The sequence below is a fragment of the Micromonospora sp. NPDC048839 genome (assembly GCF_040649915.1).
In the GTDB taxonomy this organism is placed as follows: Bacteria; Actinomycetota; Actinomycetes; order Mycobacteriales; family Micromonosporaceae; genus Micromonospora.
In genome coordinates, this window is record NZ_JBEZGL010000007.1 from 61676 (window position 1) to 81446 (window position 19771).

Genomic DNA, 19771 nt, shown 5'->3' on the forward strand with positions numbered 1-19771 from the left:
GATACCCGCCCCGTTGGCGAGGCGAGCACCGCCAACCGGGGCCGGCGGCGCGGTCCCGGCCCGGTCCAGGTCAGTGGCGCCGGTCATACGGGTAGCCTCGTGCTGTGTACCGGTTCCTGCTGAGCCCACGCTGGCTGGGCGCTCTCGCGCTGACCCTGGTCGCCGCCGCCGTGATGGTGTTCCTCGGCAACTGGCAGCTGGACCGCTACCGGGGGCGTACCGAGGTCAACGAGCGGATCGACGCGGGCCAACGGATGACCCCGACGCCGCTCACCGACGCCCTGCGCGCCCCCACCGGCGGCGCGGGGACGGTCGGCCCCGCGCCGGCCGAGGACAAGGTCTGGAGCCGCGTCACCGTCACCGGCCGGTACGACCCGACGAACACCGTGCTGGTCCGCGGCCGGACGGTGGACAGCCGGGTCGGCTTCGAGGTGCTCACCCCGCTGGTGCTCACGGACGGCACGGCGCTGCTCGTGGATCGGGGCTGGATCCCGCCGGCGCCGGGCGGGGCGACCGCCCAGCCGCCGGTGCCCGCCGTGCCGACCGGCGACGTGACGGTGGTCGGTCGGGTGCACGAGACCGAGAGCGGCGCTGGCGCGGTGGCGCGGCGCGACGGGCGACTGGAGATCCGCCGGATCGGTGTGTCGCGACTCGCCGGCGAGCTGCCCTACCCCGTCTACGGCGCGTACCTGCTGCTCGACGAGCAGACCCCGGCGGCCGATCCGGTGTTCAAGGCGGTGCCCGTCGGGCACGCCAACAACTGGCAGAACTTCGGCTACGTCGTGCAGTGGTGGCTCTTCGCGGTGATGTCCCTGTTCGGCTACGGCTGGGTGGCTCGCCGAGAGGCCCGCCGCGCCGCCGGGATCGGTGTCACCGCGGCCCCGTTGGACCGCGCCGCCGAGCCGACGCCGAGCGCGACCGCCTGACCGAGGCCCGGCGTCGGCGTCGGCGTCCGCGTCGGCGTCCCAAACAGACACTCGGGGGCATGCGGGACGACAGGGCAGCCGGTAGCCTGCGCCACGTGACGATCCCGTGTTGGAGGTCTCGGTGAGTTCGGATCCCACGGCCGCGCAGCCTGAGCCGGTGACCCAGCCGCAACCGCCGATCGATCCGTGGACCGCCGCGTCGTCGACCGAGCAGCTGCCGACCACCCCGCCGACGAAACCCTTCCCGAGCGTGCCGCCGCAGGCCACACCGCCTCCGGCACCGCCGTTTTCGGCACCGCCAGCACCGCCGTACCCGGCGCAGCCGACATCGTTCTCGTCGCCACCCGCGACGCCGTTCTCCGGCCCGCCCGCGCAGCACTCGACGCCGCCCGGCGGGGCGTGGCCGGCGGCCGGGCCGTACCCTCCGTCGCCGGTGTCGGCGCACCCGGCACCGCTCGCGTTCGGCGGGCCGGAGGTGGTCGCGGTGCAGATCGCCGAGATCGCGGTCTGCCCGCCGGTCATCCGCACGCCCACCGGAGTGCTGCCGTTGGCCGGTGCCACCTGGCACGTGGCCGACTACTGGCAGCGCGAGGAGAAGGTGGCGACCTGGGCGTTGGTCTGCGCGATCGTCGGGTTCTTCTGCCTGTTCGTCTTGAGTCTGCTGTTCCTGCTGGTCAGGGAGACCCGGCACCACGGCACGGTGCAGGTGACGGTCACCAACGGCGCGCAGCAGTACGTGGCCCGGATCCCGGTCGCCGATCAGGCTCAGGTGGCGCACATCAACAACCAGGTGAACTACGCGAGGTCGTTGTCCGGAGGGTGACCCGGGCCGGTCAGCCGACGGGACGGCCGGTGTGGATGGCGCGGACCGCGTCGACGGTGTCCGCCTCGGCGGCGGATTTGTCGTCGCGGTATCGCACCACCCGGGCGAACCGCAGCGCCATCCCCCCGGGATAGCGCGAGCTGGTCTGCACCCCGTCGAAGGCGATCTCCACCACCTGCTCGGGGCGGACCCGCACCACCCAGTCGCCGCGCTCCACCGCGAGGTCGAGGAAGCGCTCGGTCTGCCAGCGCAGCAACTCGTCGGTGAGCCCCTTGAACGTCTTGCCGAGCATCACGAAGCCACCCGTCTGCGGGTCGCGCGCACCCAGATGCAGGTTGGACAGCCAACCCTTGCGCCGCCCGCTGCCCCACTCGACGGCGAGCACCACCAGGTCGAGGGTGTGCCGGGGCTTGACCTTGACCCAGGCGGCACCGCGCCGGCCGGCGTCGTAGGGGGCATCCGGCGCCTTGACCACCACGCCCTCCTGCCCGGCGTCGAGCGCGGCGGCGAACGCGGCGGCGGCCTGCTCCGGACCGTCGACCTCCATCCGCCCGACCAGCAGCGACGAATCCACCGCACCGGCGAGGGCGGCCCACCGCTCGCGGCCGGGCAGGTCGATCAGATCCTGACCGTCGAGGTGCAACAGGTCGAAGAAGTACGGAGTGAGCACCGTCGCGCCCGTGCTGGCGGCCGCCGCGAGCACCGCCGGGGCGACAGGTGTGCGCCCGGTGGTGCTCGGGGTGGTGCGGCGGGCGGCCCGGCTCGACGTCTGCTGGAACGGCAGTGGTCGCCCGGTCTCGTCGAGGCCGATCGCCTCGCCGTCGAGCACCAACTCCCGCCCCGGCAGGGACCGGACCGCGGCGACCACCTCGGGCACCCGGGCGGTGATCTCGTCGAGGCTGCGGGTGAAGACGGCGATGTCCGCGCCGGAGCGGTGCACCTGGATGCGGATGCCGTCGAGCTTCACGTCGACCACCGCCGGCGTGCCCGTCGCGGCGAGCGCCTCGTCGACCGAGGGGGCGCTCTGCGCGAGCATCGGCGCCAACGGTCGGCCGACCCGCAGGCCGAAGCCGGCCAGCTCGGCCGCTCCTCCGGCCAGCGCGGCCACCGCCACGGCGCGCAGGTCACCGGCGAGCAGCAGCGCCCGGCGGACCGCCACCACCGGCACGTCGGCGGCCCGCGCCACCGCGTCGGCGAGAAGACCGGCCTGGGCGCCCTGCCGCAGCTCGCCACTGAACAGACCGGTGAGCAGACGCTGCTCGTCGGCCGTCGCCGCTGCGTAGAGGGCACCGAGCAGCGCCCGACGCCGAGTCTGCGAACCGGTGCCGTGCACCGCGGCGATCTGCTCGATGGCCGCGTCGACGGCGGCCACGGTCAGCGTCGGCTCGGCGGCCGGTGGCGGCAGGTCACGAAGGCTCGCATAGCCCACCCCGGTCTGCCGTTGGCGCAGCTCACCCGCGAGGTAGCCGGCACCGGGCTCGACCTCGGCCGGATCGAGCCGGCGCAACGCGTCAGCGAGCAGCTCCACCTTGGCCCGTCGGCCGCTGGTGGCGCCGACGGCCGCGGACGTCGCTGCCAGATCGAGGAACCGCACGCCACCCATCCTGCCAGTCACCTCCGACACCGCCCGGGCATTGCCGTGCCCGGGCGGTGTCGGCGGGGTGCCGCCCACGTGCGCGGACGACGGATCGGGGCCTGCGCCAGGCCGGTCAGGCCTCAGGAAACAGGCGGCTAGGCGGAGACGGGCTCCTCGATGCGCAACCCCCGCGCACGGACCTCGCCAGCGACCCGGGAGAGCACCGAGTCGAGGGCGACCAGAGCGGCGGAAAGCTCACCGAGCTGTTCGTTGAGCGTGGCCTCGGACCACGCGGAGACGTCGACATCTCCCAGTGCGCTGACGGCGGCCCCCAACCGGGCCATCACCTCGTTCGTACTCATGTACGAAAGGCTATAACAGCCGACCATCCGACACGCCGTAAAATCCCAGATCAGACCGGAAGTTGCCGTTCCGACACCTACCTCCCCGCTGCGGCCACCTTGCCCAGCAGCAGCGCCTCGGCGAGGCAGACCCGGGCGAACTCCCCCAGGTGCAGACTCTCGTTCGGGCCGTGCGCGCGGGCGTGCGGATCCTCCACACCGGTCACCAGGATCGCCGCGTTCGGGAACATCTCCTGGAACGTGGCGATGAACGGGATCGACCCGCCGATGCCGATGTCCACCGGGTCGGTGCCGTCCCAGGCGGCCCGGAACGCCGCGCGGGCGGCGTCGAACATCGGCCCGGACGCGTCGATCACGCACGGGTTGCCGTCGTGCTCCAGGCTGACGGTCACCTGGGCGCCCCACGGGGCGTGCTTCTCCAGGTGGGCGCGCACCGCCGCGTACGCCCGCTTCGGGTCGTCCCCCGGCGCGAGGCGGACGTTGAGCTTCGCCTTGGCGGCCGGCACCAGGGCGTTCGGCGCCTCGCCGGTGGCCGGCGCGTCGAGGCCGAGCACCGCCACGGCGGACTTGGTCCAGAGCCGGTCGGTGAGCTGTCCCGTGCCGATGAACTGCACGCCCTCGGCCAGGCCAGCCTCGGCGCGGAACCGGTCCTCCGGGTAGTCGACGGTGGCCCCGTCCCGGCCGACCAGCCCGTCCACCGCCACGTCACCGGCGTCGTCGTGCAGGGTCGCCAGCAGCCGGACCAGCGCGGTGAGCGCGTCCGGGACGGCGCCGCCGAACATGCCGCTGTGCACCGCGTGGTCCAGCGTGCGCACCTCGACGAAACAGTTGATGACGCCGCGCAGCGAGGTGGTCAACGCCGGTACGCCCACGTCCCAGTTGCTGGAGTCGGCGATCACGATGACATCCGAGGTGATCTCTTCGCGGTGCTCGGCGAGCAGCCGCTCCAGCGAGTCGGAGCCGTACTCCTCCTCGCCCTCGATGAAGAGCACCACGCCGACCGGCAGCGCGTCCCCGTACGCCCGCAGTGCCGCCACGTGCGCCATGACGCCGGCCTTGTCGTCGGCCGCGCCCCGGGCGTAGAGCCGGCCGTCCCGCTCCACCGGCTCGAACGGGTCGGACTCCCACAGCGACCGGTCGCCGACCGGCTGCACGTCGTGGTGGGCGTAGAGCAGAACGGTCGGCGCGCCGGGCGGGGCAGCTCGACGGCCGATCACCGCCGGCTGGCCACCGGAACGCACGATGTCGACATCCAGGCCGCAGCCGCGCAGCAACTCGGCGACCGCCTCGGCGGAGCGTTCCACGTGCGAGTGGTCGAAGCCCTCGAAGGCGATGCCGGGGATGCGGACGAGGCGTTCCAGGTCGGCGCGTACGCCGGGCATCTCCCGCTCGACGGCGGCCCGCACCTCGGACTCGGACATGATCGGTGAGGTCATGACCGAGATCGTATGCCGGCCTTACCGGGGCGTGCTGGCGGAGCCCGTACCGTCACCGCCGTCCGCCGGGCCGGCGCCCGGGGCGGCCCGACCGGCGCGCTGCGCGCGGCCCGCCGCCTCGGTGGCGGCATCCACCCACGAGCGGGCCCGACCGGCGGTGCCGCCGACCCACTCGCCGACGTCGCTCGCGCCGTCGCCGAACCGCCGCAGCAGCCCGACCAGCGGGTCGGTGGAGCGGCTGAACTCCTCCCGGTACGAGTCGGCAGCCGCCTTGATCTCCTCGGAGACGCTCGTCGAGCTGTCCTCGTCGCGGCGCGGATAGTCCCCGCCCAGCACCCGCCCGTACGCCCCGGAATCGATCCACTGGCGCAGTTGCGCCGCCCGTGCCACCGGTGCGGGATGGGTGCTCCACGCCGTCATCCGGATCTTGTGCAGGCTGTCGCGCAGGTCCCCGCCCCCGGCGTACTCGGCGGCCTGCTCCAGGAACGCGGTCGTGTCGATCTGGGACAGGTCACCGCCGCCGGCGAGCTTCATCAGCAGCCGCAGCGCGGCGGCCGGGTCCTGCCCGGCGAGTAGGCCAGCCCGGTCGGCGGACAGTTCCGCCTTGCGCCACCACTCCAGCATCGCGGCGATGATCGCCCGCAGCGCGATCGCGCCCACCGGCAACCAGCTCAGGTTGGCCGCCCACCGGGTGAGGATCATGAGCATGGTCTTGTAGACCGCGTGTCCGCTGCCCACGTGCCCCACCTCGTGGCCGAGCAGGCAGCGCAGCTCGTCCTCGTCGAGCTGCTGCACACACGCGGAGTTCAGCACGATGAACGGCCGCTCCAAGCCGACCGCTTCGGCGCCCAACCAGGGCGACTGGGTCACGTACAGCTCGGGCAGCTCGGCCACGTCGAGCGCCGCCGCGGCCTCGGTGTAGCGCTGCCACACCGCCGGGTACTGCCGGTGGTCGACCCGGATGCCGGAGGCCAGCACGGACAGCCGGAACCCGCGCTCGTTCCACATGCCGAAGAACGACCGCACCACGTCGTCGAAACCGCGCAGCTCCCGCAACGCGACAAGGGCACCCCGGTCGGCCGGATGCTCCCAGGCCCGCGAGCTGATCCCGGTGAGCGTGACCCGGCGCCGCGCGGGCAGGTCCGTTGTCGACATGATGAGTCCCCCGTTCGCCGCGCGCCCTGAGCGCTCTCGCGTGGTGCTTCTGGCGTCGTCGTTCTCGCGTCGTGCTGCTCGCGTCGTCCTTGTCGCATCGTGCCGGAGCCGGTGCCGCTAGTCCACTGCCCGCTCAACGGATGCGCGCGTAGTAGCGGTCCGCGTCGTACGGCAACATCGGCGCGCCATCGACGAGCAGGTCGGCGCGGGTGGCCGTGCCGTCGGCGGCGAAGTGCGCCCGCTCCCCGGCGTGCCAGCGACGCAGCTCCGGCAGGATCGCCGACCCGTCCCGAGCGACCGCGCGGGCCAGCCGCACCGACGCGGGCGCGGTGACGAACACCGCCAGGGTCACCTCCGGCCGGACCACCGCGCGAGCTGCGGTGACACCCTCCACCACCAGCACCGGCGCTACCGGCACCGGCACCGGCCGGGCCAGGAAGCGCTGCCGCACCCAGCTGTAGCGCCGGTAGGCACCCGGTTTCCCCTCGCGCAGCGGGGCGAGTACCTCCTCGTCGAGCCGGGGCCAGAAGGTGACCTGGTCGTCCCAACCGTCGAGCAGGTCGTCGGTGTGCACGACGGGCGGGCGGACGCCACCGAGCCGCACCGCCAGGGCATCCGCGAGGTGCGCGGCAAACCGGCTCTTACCCGCGCCGCTCGGCCCGTCGACCGCGACGAGCCGGGTCCGCCCCAACCGCGCCGGGCCCGCGAGCACCCGACGAGCCAGTTCGGCGTACGCCTCGACAACCACCACGCCCGGCCGGTCCCCGGCCTTGCCGGCATCCCCCAGTTCGTCGGCGTCCCCGGCCCTGCCCGCAGCCTCCAACTCGTCGGCGTGGCCGGCCTTATCGGCGGCCTCCAAGTCGTCGGCATCCCCCAGCTCGTCGGCGTCCCCGGCCCTGCCGGCGGCCCCCAAGTCGTCGGCAGGCCCGGCCTTGCCGGTCGGGGGTCCTGCCGCGTTCAGGGCTTCGCGGCCCGGCACCGGCCGGCCGGTGTCGGGACTCAGCACAGCCTCGCCTGGTGCATGACCGAAGTATGCCGCCGCAACCACGGATGATCGACTCCAGATCACTCATGTCGCGGTATCCCCGACAGCAGGACACCGCGATTTCCCTGACGTCGAGTGGATCACGCGGCAACAGCGGTCGACGTGGGCCATTCCGACACGTCCGGCTGACCACCCTGACCGAGCGCCGTCACGTCCGGGGGAATTGGGGCGGCGACGGGTGACGGGCGACCCGTTCGCCGCCCGGGGCGCTACCAAATCGGCATGATCGGGTGGTGCTCCGAGACGTGATGAGCCCCGGCATTGACGCCCTACTCGAACAGGCCCGCGCCGGGCTGCACCGACTGACTCCGCAGCAGACCGTCGAGGCGGTCCGCGGCGGCGCGCTGCTGGTCGACACCCGCACCGACCTGCAACGCCGCGAACAGGGCGACCTGCCGGGTGCGGTCGTCGTCGACCGGACCGTGCTGGAATGGCGACTCGATCCGGCCAGCGCCTGGCGGATCCCCGAAGCCACCGGATACGACCGGGAGATCGTCCTGGTGTGCCGGCAGGGCTACAGCTCCAGCCTCGCCGCAGCCAGCCTGCAGACCCTCGGTCTACGCCGGGCGACCGACATGATCGGCGGTGTGGACGCCTGGCTCGCCGCCGGTCTCCCCACGACCGACCGGCCAGCCGACATCCGCCCCTGAATCCCACCGTCCCGCCGGCTCGCTGCCGACGCCCAGATCAAGATCGCGCTCGATCCCGGAACCAGGCCCCTCCCATCGCTCGCGAGGCCACTACAACCAGGATCGTGCACGATCATGCGGAGGCGGTGACCCGCGAGGGCACCCCACTCGCGGGGGCGCCGCGAACGCCCCGGGCGCGGCCCGGTCCCCGATACTCCGCATTGGACGGGGTCAGGACGGTGGCGGGCCGGGTGGAATGAAGGGCAGGCCCGCGGGTGGGCCGGCTTCGATGAGACGCCAGAGGGCAGCGGTGTCCAGGTGCTCCTCGACCAGGTCACCGAGCAGGTCGAGTGAACGCTCCCGGGCGGCGGCGAAGCTGGTCGCCGGCGCGATCCGGAATCCGCTGCGCCCGGCCAGACGAGCCGCCTCGGTGAGGAACCACCTGCGGAACCCGTCGGACTCGAACGCCCCGTGCCAGTGCGTGCCGTGCACCGCGCCGAGCACGGCTCCCTCGCCGACACCGTCGTCGCCGGTCAGCAACGGTGCCAGGCTGGGGTCGGTGTGCGAGACGTACCCGTGGTGGATCTCGTAACCGCGCACCGCGAGGTCGCCGTGGGCGGTGCCCACCGACTGTCGGACGGTCTTGCGGGGATCGAAGGTGATCTCGATGGGCAGCAGGCCAAGCCCCGGTACGCTGCCCCGCCGGCTCTCCACCGTGTCGTGGATGGCGCTGCCGAGCATCTGAAAACCGCCGCAGAGGCCGAGCAGTGGCTTACCGGCCGCCACGTGGGTGACCACCGCGTCGGCGAGGCCCGTCTCGCGCAGCCAGGCCAGGTCGGCGACCGTGGACTTGGAGCCGGGCAGGACGACCAGGTCGGCGGCGGCCAACTCGGCCGGCTCGATGGTGAGACGTACGCGAACGCCCGGCTCGGTGGCCAGGGCCTCCACGTCGGTGGCGTTGCTGATCCGGGGCAGGCGAACGACCGCCACGTCCAACCACTCGGTGCCGTGCGGGGCCGCGGGGCGGCCGAGCACCCGGCCGTAGGCGAGGGAGTCTTCCGCGTCCAGCCACAGGTCCAGTGCCCAGGGCAGCACCCCGTACGTGGGCCGACCCGTGACGTGACGCAGCATGTCCAGCCCTGGCTGGAGCAGCCCGCGGTCACCCCGGAACTTGTTGATCACGAAGCCGGCGATCAGTGCCTGGTCCGCCGGGTCCAGGAGGGCCACGGTGCCGAACATCGAGGCGAAGACGCCGCCACGGTCGATGTCGCCCACCACGATGGTGGGCAGGTTGGCGTGCCGGGCCAGCCCCATGTTGACGTAGTCACCGGCCCGCAGATTGATCTCCGCGGGGCTGCCGGCACCCTCGCAGATCACCACGTCGTACGCGTCGCGCAGCTCAGCGAGTGCCGCGTACGCGGTCTCGGCGAGCCGGGGACGCAGGTGCCGGAACGTGCCCGCGGTGATCGTGTCGACCGCCTCGCCGAGCAGGACCACCTGACTGGCCAGATCGCTGCCCGGCTTGAGCAGGACCGGGTTGAACCGCAGGTCGGGGGCGAGGCCACAGGCGGCGGCCTGCATGGCCTGTGCCCGTCCGATCTCGCCGCCGCGCCCGTCCGGCCCGACGACCACCGCCGAGTTGTTCGACATGTTCTGTGCCTTGTACGGCGCCACCTTCACGCCCTGCCGATGCAGCCACCGACAGATACCGGCGGTGAGCACGCTCTTGCCGGCGTCGGAGGTCGTGCCGGCGACCAGCAGCCCGCCGCTCACCGCCCCCTCCCCGCTCCGACGGCTCGCAGCCCGCGCCCGCCAGCGCCAACCAACCTGCGTCCGCCGCCTGCGCCAACCTGCCTGAGCCCACCGCCTGCGGCGACGGGACCGAGCCCACCGACCAGGGCGCCCAACCCGCGCCCTCCGGTCACCGCAGACAACCCGCGCCGACTCACTGCGCCGACCAGACGGCCGAAGGTCACCGGGTACACGGCGGCCAGCCCGACCGCGGCCAGCCCGACCGAGCCGGAGATCCGGGCGGCCCGCTTGAGGTGGCGCGCCTCCGGGCGGGGGCCGTCGCCGAGGAACGGCCGCACCTCGGAGCGCCCGAAGTAGACGTTGCGGCCACCGAGGCGGACGCCGAGCGCGCCGGCCATCGCCGCCTCGCACTGGCCGGCGTTGGGGCTCGGGTGGTCGTTGCGGTCACGCCGCCATACCCGCCAGGCCCGTTGCCGATCCCCGTGGGCGACCGGCGCGACCGCGATGGTGAGCAGCCCGGTCAGCCTCGACGGCACCAGGTTGAGGACATCGTCCAACCGCGCGGCCGGTGTGCCGAATCGGGCGTAGCGCGCCGACCGGTGCCCGACCATCGCGTCGAGGGTGTTCGCCGCCCGGTAGCCCAGCAGGCCGGGCAGGCCGGCGACCGCACCCCAGACCAGAGGGGCGACAACCGCGTCGGAGGTGTTCTCGGCGACCGACTCGACGGTGGCGCGGGCCAACTCCGACTCGCCCAACGTCGACGGGTCCCGCCCACAGAGGTGGCCGAGGCGTCGCCGGGCGGCGGGCAGGTCACCGCCGCGCAGCGTCCGACCCATGGTGGTGGCTTCGTGGCGAAGCGTGCGACCACCCAGCACGGTCCACGTGCCGGCGGCCACCAGCGCCGCCCGGGCCACCGGCCGGTGGCGGGTAGCCGCGGCGGCGACCGCCCCGAGCAGCACCGGCCCGCCCACGGCCAGCGCGGTGAACGCGGCGCCCGCCGTCCGATCCGGGCGGTAGAGGCGGCGCTCCAACGCACCCGCGGCCTGCCCGAAGCCCGCCACCGGGTGCCACCGGCGCGGATCACCGAGCAGCCTGTCCAGCGCGTACCCGGCCAGCAACCCCACCGCGTTCGCCACCGGCGCGGTCCGTCGCACGTGCACCACCTCCCAGGCCGGCCAGCCTAGACGAGCGTCCCGGAAGCCGGCCCGACCCACGGGACTCCCAGGCGGCCAGCGCCTGCTGGCGGACCGCAGCCGACGATCCTCCGCTGACCCCGCCGCCGCCGTCACGCGGGGTGACGACGCTGGTCGCGCCGCCACCCCGCCCCCGTCGTGCCAGGCCAGTCCTCGGACCGGTCGGTCAGGCCGGCTGCGGGATCCTTCCCCGACCACGCCGCCCCCGCCCGGCCGGCACCGGCTCCGGCTGCCCCTCGTCCGGCACCGGCCCCAACTCGTCGTCCGGGTCGTGGTCGCCGCCGTTGTCATTCGCCTCGGGCGGGAGCCCCAGGTCGCCGTCCAGACCGGCGTCGCCCTGCCCGATCGGCCCGCCGGTCGGGGTAACACCGCCGGAGGAGGAGAGCTGGCCGGACGAGGAGAAATCGTCGGTCGGGGAGACCTCGCCGATCGGAGGACCATCGGCGTCCATCGGGTCGTCGATGTAGGGACTGGTTCGCAGCGCGGCGTAGTCGGGCAGCTCGAAGTCGTCATCCAGCGGGCGGTCGTCGGGGAGCACGGGCTCGTGCCCGACCGGCACCGGCTCGGTGGGCTCGCCGTGCACCCGGCTCTCGGCTTCGGCGTCCTCCACGGTGCTCGTGGTCATGCTCGGTCGGTTGCGCAGGAACCGGGCTCGGCCCCGGGACAGGTCGTGGCCGACGGCAACTGCCTCCAACTCGTAGACGGCGCGGTGGTTGCCGGCGTCGTCGGTCCAGTCGCGGGTGTAGAGCCGCCCGCAGACCACCACCGGATCGCCGACCATCACGGAGGCCGCCACGCCTTCGGCGAGCTTGCGCCAGCAGTTGACGCGTACGCGCAGCGAATTGCCGTCGACCCACCGGCCGCTGTCCCGGTCGAGTCGGCGTGCGGTGGAGGCGACCTTGAAGTTGGCCACCAGCGTGTTGCTCTGGCTGGTGCGTCGCCATTCGGGAGCAGTCAGAACATTTCCGACAATTGTTACGTAGGTGTCGAACATCGTCCCTCCAGAGGGATCGGGGCCTGCGAACGCGAGTCGACTCGACACCGAGCCTGGGCGCTGCGGGCGAGCCCCACCAGCGCCCAACCCGAACCTGTGGACAACGAGCCCACCTGTGGACAACGCCCTGATCACGCCCTGATGTGGTACGGCCGACCCGGTCACCCGGGCGTCGACGGTTTCCGAGACCAACCACTTTGGGTAAGCACTTGATCAACGCACCACCGACAGCTCCACGTCGACGAGAGGTCAGCTTCATGATGATCACCAGAATCGGCTCCGCGATCGCTTCCGAGGCGCGGCGATGAGCGCCGCGGCGAACCCGGCCACCGTCGCTGAGTGCCTGCGGGTGGGCACCGGGTTCTCGCAGGGCGACCGCAACTGGATCGCCGAGCAGTTCGCCACGCTCGACGCCCGGCTGGCCAGCTTCCACGCCGACGCCACCGAGCTGGAGGTGTCGGTGAAGGACCGGGAAGCGCGTGGTCAGAAGGTCACCCTGGAGTGCTGGATCGCTGGCCGGCAGAAGATCGTCACCACCTCCGCCGAGGAGGACCTGCACGCCGCGCTCAACGACGTCCGCGACGACCTGCGCCGCCGGCTCAACGACGCCAAGACCCGCCAGGAGCCCCGGCACAACAAGCACCTGCGCGACATCCCGCAGCCCCAGGACGAGTTGGACCCCACCGACGAGCAGGACCCCGAGCGCGCCGACGCAGAGACTGCCTGACCTCACCCCGCCCGCGCTCCCGCGATCTTGCACTTTCGTGTCCCCGGTAAGTACAAGATCGCGGGAGCGCGGGCCGGGCGGGGCACCCGGGGGCGAGGGCTACCGTTCGGTAGGTTGGCGGCGTAGCGTCGCGTTCGTGGAACCGGACGTGTTGGGGCCGCCGTACGAGCGGCAGACGATCGACCTGGGCACCGACGACGAAGGACCTGTCGTCGCGACCCTGGTCCGGCGGCGGGCCGAGCGCCCCAGCGGGCGGGCCGTCCTCTACGTGCACGGGTTCGTCGACTACTTCTTCCAGACCCACCTGGCCGACTTCTTCGCCGAACGCGGCTGGGACTTCTACGCGCTCGACCTGCGCAAATACGGGCGCAGCCTGCTCCCGGGCCAGACCCCGAACTTCTGCCGCGACATCAGCGACTACTTCCCCGAGCTGGACGCCGCCGCCGAGATCATCCGTTCCGACGACGGGCACGACACCCTGCTGGCGATGGGCCACTCCACCGGTGGCCTGATCCTCTCGCTCTGGGCGGACGCCCGCCGCGACACCGGCACCATCGACGGCCTGGTGCTCAACAGCCCCTTCTTCGACCTGAACGCCCCCTGGGCGTTCCGCCGACCCATCGCGGCCGCCGTCTCCCGCCTGGGCCGCAGCGCGCCGCACCGCATCCTGCCGCTCGGGCTGGGCACCGTGTACGGCGAGAGCCTGCACTCCGACCACCGCGGCGAGTGGACCTACGACCTGGCGTGGAAGCCGCTGGCCGGCTTTCCGGTCCGCGCCGGCTGGCTGAACGCGATCCGCACCGGCCAGCGCCGGCTGCGCGCCGGTCTGGACATCCCGGTGCCGGTGCTGCTGGCCTGCTCGACCCGCTCCTTCCGGGGCACCCGGTGGCACGACAACGCGACCCTGGCCGACGCCGTTCTGGACGTCGAGCACATGGTCCGGTATGCGCCCCGCCTCGGCCGCCACGTCACACTGGCCCGCTTCGACGGCGGGCTGCACGACCTGACGCTCTCCGGTCCGGCCGTCCGCAAGAAGGTCTTCGACGAGGTCGGCCGCTGGGCCGAGGCGTTCCTCGCCGCCGGCCCCACGGCTCCCGAAGCGGCAGTCGCGGCGACAGCCGGCTGACCAGCCCGGAGGACAACACGGCTCGCAGCTCAGCCGTGGTCGGTCGAGCTGGGCGCAGCTCAGACGTCGCCGGGCGTCGCCGGGAGGACCGCACGGATCCGGTCGAAGGTCGCCACCGGATGCTCGCCGACGCCAGGCAACACCAGACCCAGGCAGTACGGCGACAACTCCCCCGTGGCGTCGGGCTGGACGACGAAGACCGGGGCGCCCACGTAACCCTCCGGTAGTTCGGTGGTGATCCGCACGGCGTCCCCGTCGCGGACCACCCGCTCGATCGCGACCTCCAGCGGGCGCGACCCGTCCTCGCGTACACCGTGGGCCAGCACGAAAGCGGAACCGGCGTCGGCGGTGAGGCGGGCGACCACCTCGGGCCCGGCGGCGATCCCCGCGGGCACCGGCTGGACGCGCCACCGCCAGCCGCCGTCCCCGGCGTACCGGTGCAGACCCGCGGTCGGCAGCACCGCGACGCCGTCGCCCGGGAAGCGGGACCAGCCGGGCACGATCGCGACCGCGGGAACGGCGGCCGGGGCGACCCCGGCCGGCTCGGTGACGCTCGCCCGCAGCCCCAGCTCGCCACCCGGCCCGCCGACCAGGTCGGCCGCCGTCAACAGCGACTCCCCCACCGGGTCGTCGCCATCCTGGAAGAAGAACGCGGTGCCGACATCCTCGCCCGACCGGTACGGCAGGATGGCCCGGCCGACGATCTGGCACAGCTCGTAGGCGACGTCGCTCTCGACGTCGGGATCCAGCAGCACCAGCCAACGGTACGGTCCGGGGCCAGGTCGGTCCGCGGGAACCCGGATGCCTGACACGCGATCGACGTGAGACCCTGCTCGGCAACGTGGACGCGGGCACCCTTTTCGCCGCCGGGCAGTAGGGCGGCGGTACCCTCTGGGCGCGACATCCACGCCACACGCGCCCGTAGCTCAGCGGATAGAGCAGGGGACTTCTAATCCCAAGGCCGCAGGTTCGAATCCTGCCGGGCGCACCCTAGTTTAGCTGCCGTAACGCCCCGCCAGATGATCTTCGGCGGGGCGTTACGCGCTGCATGGGGACAGTATGGGGACAGGCGACCGCTCTACCTGCGACCGGGCGACTCTTTCGGCAAGGCCGCGGCGAGCCGATCCACCGTCTGCCGAACGCCCTCGACGTGGCTGCTCGTGCGCCGCTCGATCCGGTCCACGGCGCTGGCGTCGCCGAGCAGCCGGATGGCCGTCGCGCCGAGCAGCAGCGCTACCGCCGTCATGAACACGAACCGCGCCGAGATCGGCGGATGCTCGGACCCGAAGGCGTAGAACGCCAGGCGGGCGAGCAGGACCAGGGCGAGCGTCGCGATGATGCGACCGGTGATCAACATCTTGCGGTGATGGTGCATGGGGGTCAGCTCCTCGTTACCGATGTGCTGTGTGGGGAGGGCGGAGGTCGGGGACACCTCCAGCCGGCCGTGAGGGGCCAGCAACCAGGACCCGCCCGGACGGTGGCGGGTGGTCCAGATCACGCGGGACGTGGATCCAGGTGGGTCAACCGACCCGGCGGGATCGCGGACCGGGCGCGCAGCGCAGCCAACCGGTCCACGGCCGGCCAGATCAGCACGCCAGGGGTATCACTAAGCAGTTGGTCGGTGCTGGAGGTACCGGGGCCGTGCGTGGCGGCCATGCCCGTCACGTCGGCGTCAGGGCCGAGGGGTGGGCCGGGGCAGGGTCGGGTCACCTGGCCGGCTGCTCTGGCATCGTCGCGGCGATCGTCGCCGGCGGTCAGGGCGATGACGGCCCGCCGGACTTCGTCCAGGCTGCGCCCGTGCCCGCGCCCACCCTCGCTACACCCGCCGACCTTCACCGACGCCTCTGCGGTCGGCTCGGGTGGACGGTTGCCGTCATCGAAGGCATGGCCGAGGACCGGGCCGATGATGGGGACCGGCAGCCCGGCGGGGTCCGACACGTGCGCGGCCAGCTCGGGCGTCACCGCGGACGTGGGCGCTGGCGCGGCGTCGGTGCTCGCTGCTGGCTGGGTGACCGGGCTGACGATCGGGAGGGTGACGACCACTGGCGCCGGCATGGTGGGTGCCGGAGTCGTCGCCGGTGCCGCGGCTGGGACGAGAGCGGGCACCTGGACGACGACCGGCGGGGTGGTCACGGTGATCGGTGGGACGACGGGCAGGTCGATCGGCACCTCAATGGACGGCACCTCGACGGCCGGCAGCTCGATCGGCAGCTCGACGGGCGGTAGCTCGATGACCGGCGCGTCGGGTGGCGGATTGTCGGAGGGTGCCGGGGCGGTCTCGTCGGCCGGGGTTGGGTCTTCGGCCGGTTCGTCGCCGGTGTCGTCCGGCTGGTCGACGGGTTCGTCGGGCGCGGCCGGCTCGTCGGCCGGCGGGGGTAGTACCTCGTCGACGACGTCGCGGACGGTGCCGAGCAGATCCTCGGACAGGTCGGCGACTGCGGCGGGCCGGTCGTCGGCGCGGGCGGTGTCGGGGTTAAGGGCGAACGCGCACCAGGCAGCTCCGGCGAGGCCGCAGACGAGGGCGGCACGGGCGACGACTGGTGCTACGCGCAAGGTGCCTCCCCCCGGTGGCGGTCGCAAATCCCGTGTGCGGGACTCTGCGGCAAGGGAGCCATCGTGACGCAGATGGGCTGGCAGCGCACTACCAGTGAGATCGATTCGCATCAACGCGCACCGCGCTATGTACGCATATGGATGCATTGGCAGGACGTGCGATGCGTCATCTGCAAAATGCACCCTGTCACCCAGGTAGGACAGATCCGTCACCCGGGCATGATTCGATCCGGGATCATTCCCAAGATCGACGATCAAGATCAGCGGATCATCAGTTCCACGCTGCTCGCCGAATGCACCGCGGTGACACGTCCGCCCATCGAGATGACTTGGACGTGCTCACCGACCCGCAGCCCTAACGAGGCACGCTCAGCTGCAGTCGCAGGCCGGCTGATCACGGTCGACCCACGGGCCACCGACACCTGCCGACGCTGCTCGGGCGCCCGCACCCGGGTACCGAGGCTCGGCTCCGTCACCACCAGCCCCTCAGCGCGCAACACGGCTAGGGTCCGGCGGACCGTCTCACGGCTCACCCCGTAGGTCTGCTCCAGGGTCCTGCTCGACGGCAGCAACTGGCCCGGACCGATCGCACCCGACGTGATCGACGCACGCAACGCGTCAGCGACCTGCTGGTAGACAGCACGCTCCGACTGGGGATCGATCACCCTGCGCACGTTACGGAGCAGTTGTCCCCACAGGATCCGGGGATCCGGGGGTCCGGGGATCCCCGGCACGTGACGGAGGGTCCGGTGACGCGTACCGGACCCCCCGCCGCACCCGACCCGCGTCGAGGGGCAGCCCCAAGGGTATCGGGACGCACCGACGCCGGTCACTACGCCGCAGCGTGCACGATGAGTACGCTCGATGCCGTGCCCAACGGCATCATTCGATTCGGCAAGGAGGCAGCCAGGGTGACCCCCAACCCGCTGGCCAGGACTCGCAGGCTCGGCGCCGCGTTGCTCGCGCTACGCACCGAGCGCGGCTACAGCCACGCTGAGCTGAGTCGCAAGAGCGGCGTCAGCGCATCCGTCATCAGCCGAACCGAGAACCCGCTCGGCGACCCGGGCCGCAAGCCCGGCTTGCTCTCCGTGCGGCGGCTACTCGACGCCCTGGACGTCAGCCGTGGAAGCCGAGAGTGGACGATCATCGAGGGCTACGCCGAGGACGCGGCCAACAGTCGATGGTGGGACGCAGCGACGTACACGCGAATGGGCGACGGGCAGCGCACCTACGCGCTCGTCGAGGCCGGCGCGAGCACCATCCGGGAGTACGCCGGACTGCTGCTGCCGGGCCTTGTGCAGACCGCCGCGTACGCCCGGCATCGTGTGCTGGCCGTTACCGGCGACACCCCGGTCACCGACCCGGACCCCATCGTGCGAGGACGCCTTGAGCGGCAACGCCAGGCGGTGGGAGCCGGCCTGGCCCGGTACCAGCTGGTGCTCGAAGAGCAGGCGATCCGCCGGCGGCCGGTGCCAGGGGACGTGATGCTGGAGCAGCTGCGTCACCTCCTGGCCCTGATGGACGGCGACGCCGTGAGCGTGCGGGTGGTACCGGTCGACGCGCAGCTCACCGCCGGCTTCGCGCCGCGGGCGCCGTACGCCCACATGACCTACCCCGACATGGACGATCCGCCGATCGTGGTGGTCGACAACGTCACCAAGGCGTTGCTGATCACCGACTCGGCGGACGTGTCGGGGTACGCGCAGCTGCACCAGCGGCTGCGTGAGGCCGCACTGTCTGACGCGGACAGCGCGGCGTACATCCGCGAGTCGGCGGCCGAGCTGGCCGCCGCGACCCGAGAGGGATAACCAATGTCCGACCCGCAGCTCAACACTGATCCCCGCTTCGTTACCTGGATGAAGTCGCCGGAGTCCGGGGGCAACGAGGGGTGCCTGTACGTCTCCGTCGCGAACGACGGCTCGGGCGATGTCGCCCTGTCCGAGAGGAGCGACGCCAGCGTCGACGCCCCGATCCAGGTTGTCCCGAGGAAGTCGTGGGACGCGTTCCTGGCGGGCGCGCGCAAGGGCGCGTTCGACCACATCTGACCTAGTTCACCGCGAGGGCCGGCACCGGGTTGGTGTCGGCCCTCTTCTATATGGCTGCACGTGTCGGCCTTGTGACCTTGGGCGAACGATGCCAGGCTGACGGATGCCGGATCGAATGATTCGGCACCGGATGCGGCGGCACGGACCCTCAGCACACACCCCGGCTGCGGTCGCGTCCATCAGCAGGGCGTGGCGTGAGCGACGGTCCCCCCGTCCGCGAGCACCGCGTCCAGGGCAGGGGGCGGCCGTGCCGGACGGGGCCGGCCGCCTCCAGTCCCCGAGGCGAGAGGGCACCGCGATGAGGAATCCGTTCCGCCGCCGGCGTCGCCGGCAACCCCCACAGCTCGACCAGACCGGCCCGGCCACCTGCTACACCGGACGCGTCGGCGCGCACCCCGCTGAGCGGCCGTCGTGGGCCGGCCCGACACTCATCACCACCGTGAGCCCCCTGATGACTCCCGGGCAGCAGCGCCGGGGCGGCGGCGGTGACCGGTGATAGAGGAACCCACCACCGTCCGGGCAGCCCGCGCGAACATCGCCCAGCGGTCGGTCAAGGCCCTGCCTGAGCGCCTGCAGGGCGAGCACCTGCCCAGCCAGCCGACGTGGGACTGCGCAAGCTGTGAGGGGCAGATCCCGTGGCCGTGCGACCCGGCGCGTGCTCGGTTGGCGGAGGCCTACGGCGAGAATCGGATCAGCCTGTCGATGTACCTGGCGTCGCTCCTGGACGCCGCGCTGGTCGAGATGCCGGACACCTCGCCGGCCGAGCTGCACGAGCGGTTCGTGTCCTGGACTCGGTGAGGGACGACCGGTGATGAACGGGCCGATCGACACGTCACCCGGTCGACCCCTTCCGACCGGCGACTCTCGATGCCTCGGGTGTATGCCCCGAATCATCGCCGGATCCCAGCACACGTGTGGTGGCAACCGCATCCCGACGGAAGAGTTGGGCTGGCGCTGTGTCTGCCCCGAGCCGGAATGCCGCCAGCGGCAGGAGGGGATTTGGCCAGCGGGGCCGCCACCGACAGCCCGCGGCAAAGGGCGAGCCCGCCCCTGATCGACGAACCGCCCCCGACCAGATGGTCGGGGGCGGTTCCCTGTCGTGGGGTCTACTGGCCGGCTTGGCGGCGGCGTTGGATGAAGTTCCACACCCGGCGGCCAACGCGCAGCTGCTTCCCGGTGCCGCCGCACCGACGGCACGGCCGCCAGTGCTTCCCCGCGGGGGACATGTTCTTGCCGGGCGTGCCGTCGCAGCGGGAGCACTTCCCCCACGGCCAGATGGCGCACTCGAGGTAGTAGGCCAGGGCCAGCCCGAGCAGCGTGGCGGCGACGATAGCGGACGACTTGAGGGTCACAGGGGCCTCCAGGGCCTGATTTCGGCGGTCAGGGGTGGTGCCCGGCTATCGGCTATCCCGGCTATCTCCGCAGGTCA

At 72.6% G+C, this 19771-nt stretch carries 22 protein-coding genes and 1 tRNA gene; 10 read left to right on the forward strand and 13 right to left on the reverse strand.

Annotated features, from left to right (window positions below):
- Window positions 1–104: 104 nt before the first annotated feature.
- Entirely contained in the window at window positions 105–926 is an 822-nt protein-coding gene (locus AB0C25_RS15375; RefSeq protein ID WP_357373493.1) for an SURF1 family protein, read from the forward strand.
- Between the two features lie 157 nt (window positions 927–1083).
- Entirely contained in the window at window positions 1084–1749 is a 666-nt protein-coding gene (locus AB0C25_RS15380) for a hypothetical protein (protein WP_357373495.1), read from the forward strand.
- Between the two features lie 10 nt (window positions 1750–1759).
- Here AB0C25_RS15380 and AB0C25_RS15385 read toward each other — a convergent pair whose 3' ends face one another.
- The 5 genes from AB0C25_RS15385 to AB0C25_RS15405 form a co-directional block, all read right to left on the reverse strand.
- Entirely contained in the window at window positions 1760–3352 is a 1593-nt protein-coding gene (locus AB0C25_RS15385) for an ATP-dependent DNA ligase (protein WP_357373969.1), read from the reverse strand.
- Between the two features lie 128 nt (window positions 3353–3480).
- A complete protein-coding gene (locus tag AB0C25_RS15390; protein WP_357373497.1) occupies window positions 3481–3687 on the reverse strand; it encodes a hypothetical protein in 207 nt (68 codons plus the stop codon).
- A gap of 77 nt (window positions 3688–3764) precedes the next feature.
- Window positions 3765–5108 carry a dipeptidase gene (locus tag AB0C25_RS15395; RefSeq protein WP_357373971.1) on the reverse strand — a complete coding sequence of 448 codons (1344 nt, stop codon included), beginning with the start codon at window positions 5106–5108 and terminating at the stop codon, window positions 3765–3767.
- A gap of 36 nt (window positions 5109–5144) precedes the next feature.
- Entirely contained in the window at window positions 5145–6278 is a 1134-nt protein-coding gene (locus tag AB0C25_RS15400) for a M48 family metallopeptidase (protein WP_357373499.1), read from the reverse strand.
- 133 nt (window positions 6279–6411) lie between these two features.
- On the reverse strand, window positions 6412–7029 hold the full coding sequence (locus tag AB0C25_RS15405) for a hypothetical protein (RefSeq protein ID WP_357373973.1): 618 nt from the start codon (window positions 7027–7029) through the stop codon (window positions 6412–6414).
- 542 nt (window positions 7030–7571) lie between these two features.
- Between AB0C25_RS15405 and AB0C25_RS15410 the strand changes: the two genes are divergently transcribed.
- A complete protein-coding gene (locus tag AB0C25_RS15410; protein WP_357373975.1) occupies window positions 7572–7973 on the forward strand; it encodes a rhodanese-like domain-containing protein in 402 nt (133 codons plus the stop codon).
- Window positions 7974–8183: 210 nt separating this feature from the next.
- Here the strand turns inward: AB0C25_RS15410 and AB0C25_RS15415 are convergent, their stop codons facing one another.
- From AB0C25_RS15415 to AB0C25_RS15425, 3 genes are all read right to left on the reverse strand, one after another.
- Window positions 8184–9725: a cobyric acid synthase gene (locus AB0C25_RS15415; protein WP_357373501.1), complete on the reverse strand. Its 1542-nt coding sequence runs from the start codon at window positions 9723–9725 to the stop codon at window positions 8184–8186.
- Window positions 9722–10858, reverse strand: a complete 1137-nt coding sequence (locus AB0C25_RS15420) for a cobalamin biosynthesis protein (RefSeq protein WP_357373503.1) — start codon at window positions 10856–10858, stop codon at window positions 9722–9724. The genes AB0C25_RS15415 and AB0C25_RS15420 overlap by 4 nt, the downstream gene beginning before the upstream one ends.
- Window positions 10859–11063: 205 nt before the next feature.
- On the reverse strand, window positions 11064–11891 hold the full coding sequence (locus AB0C25_RS15425; protein ID WP_357373505.1) for a single-stranded DNA-binding protein: 828 nt from the start codon (window positions 11889–11891) through the stop codon (window positions 11064–11066).
- Between the two features lie 304 nt (window positions 11892–12195).
- Between AB0C25_RS15425 and AB0C25_RS15430 the strand changes: the two genes are divergently transcribed.
- Both AB0C25_RS15430 and AB0C25_RS15435 read left to right on the forward strand, forming a co-directional pair.
- Entirely contained in the window at window positions 12196–12618 is a 423-nt protein-coding gene (locus AB0C25_RS15430; RefSeq protein WP_357373507.1) for an HPF/RaiA family ribosome-associated protein, read from the forward strand.
- A 136-nt stretch (window positions 12619–12754) separates the two neighbouring features.
- Window positions 12755–13744: an alpha/beta hydrolase gene (locus AB0C25_RS15435; RefSeq protein WP_357373509.1), complete on the forward strand. Its 990-nt coding sequence runs from the start codon at window positions 12755–12757 to the stop codon at window positions 13742–13744.
- Window positions 13745–13803: 59 nt separating this feature from the next.
- Here AB0C25_RS15435 and AB0C25_RS15440 read toward each other — a convergent pair whose 3' ends face one another.
- The gene (locus AB0C25_RS15440) at window positions 13804–14499 is read right to left on the reverse strand and encodes a hypothetical protein (protein ID WP_357373511.1); all 696 of its coding nucleotides are present in this window, start codon (window positions 14497–14499) and stop codon (window positions 13804–13806) included.
- A gap of 160 nt (window positions 14500–14659) precedes the next feature.
- On the opposite strand from AB0C25_RS15440, the gene AB0C25_RS15445 reads away from it, so the two are divergent.
- Window positions 14660–14732, forward strand: a tRNA-Arg gene (locus AB0C25_RS15445).
- 90 nt (window positions 14733–14822) lie between these two features.
- Here the strand turns inward: AB0C25_RS15445 and AB0C25_RS15450 are convergent.
- The 3 genes from AB0C25_RS15450 to AB0C25_RS15460 all read right to left on the reverse strand — a co-directional run bounded on the left by AB0C25_RS15450 (window position 14823) and on the right by AB0C25_RS15460 (window position 16962).
- A complete protein-coding gene (locus AB0C25_RS15450; RefSeq protein ID WP_357373513.1) occupies window positions 14823–15242 on the reverse strand; it encodes a hypothetical protein in 420 nt (139 codons plus the stop codon).
- Complete coding sequence (locus AB0C25_RS15455) at window positions 15239–16297, reverse strand: hypothetical protein (RefSeq protein ID WP_357373515.1); 1059 nt, start codon at window positions 16295–16297, stop codon at window positions 15239–15241. The genes AB0C25_RS15450 and AB0C25_RS15455 overlap by 4 nt, the downstream gene beginning before the upstream one ends.
- 260 nt (window positions 16298–16557) lie before the next feature.
- Window positions 16558–16962 carry a GntR family transcriptional regulator gene (locus tag AB0C25_RS15460; RefSeq protein WP_357373517.1) on the reverse strand — a complete coding sequence of 135 codons (405 nt, stop codon included), beginning with the start codon at window positions 16960–16962 and terminating at the stop codon, window positions 16558–16560.
- A 186-nt stretch (window positions 16963–17148) separates the two neighbouring features.
- Here AB0C25_RS15460 and AB0C25_RS15465 point away from each other — a divergent pair, with 186 nt between their 5' ends.
- The 4 genes from AB0C25_RS15465 (at window position 17149) to AB0C25_RS15480 (ending at window position 19140) form a co-directional block, all read left to right on the forward strand.
- Complete coding sequence (locus AB0C25_RS15465) at window positions 17149–18105, forward strand: helix-turn-helix transcriptional regulator (protein WP_357373519.1); 957 nt, start codon at window positions 17149–17151, stop codon at window positions 18103–18105.
- A gap of 3 nt (window positions 18106–18108) precedes the next feature.
- Window positions 18109–18342: a DUF397 domain-containing protein gene (locus tag AB0C25_RS15470; RefSeq protein ID WP_357373521.1), complete on the forward strand. Its 234-nt coding sequence runs from the start codon at window positions 18109–18111 to the stop codon at window positions 18340–18342.
- Window positions 18343–18640: 298 nt separating this feature from the next.
- Window positions 18641–18838, forward strand: a complete 198-nt coding sequence (locus tag AB0C25_RS15475) for a hypothetical protein (RefSeq protein WP_357373523.1) — start codon at window positions 18641–18643, stop codon at window positions 18836–18838.
- Window positions 18835–19140, forward strand: coding sequence for a flavin reductase (locus tag AB0C25_RS15480; RefSeq protein ID WP_357373524.1), 306 nt, complete (start codon window positions 18835–18837; stop codon window positions 19138–19140). The genes AB0C25_RS15475 and AB0C25_RS15480 overlap by 4 nt, the downstream gene beginning before the upstream one ends.
- Before the next feature lie 308 nt (window positions 19141–19448).
- Here the strand turns inward: AB0C25_RS15480 and AB0C25_RS15485 are convergent, their stop codons facing one another.
- Window positions 19449–19694 (reverse strand): hypothetical protein, encoded by a 246-nt coding sequence (locus AB0C25_RS15485; RefSeq protein WP_357373526.1) that lies wholly within the window; start codon window positions 19692–19694, stop codon window positions 19449–19451.
- Window positions 19695–19771 lie beyond the last annotated feature (77 nt).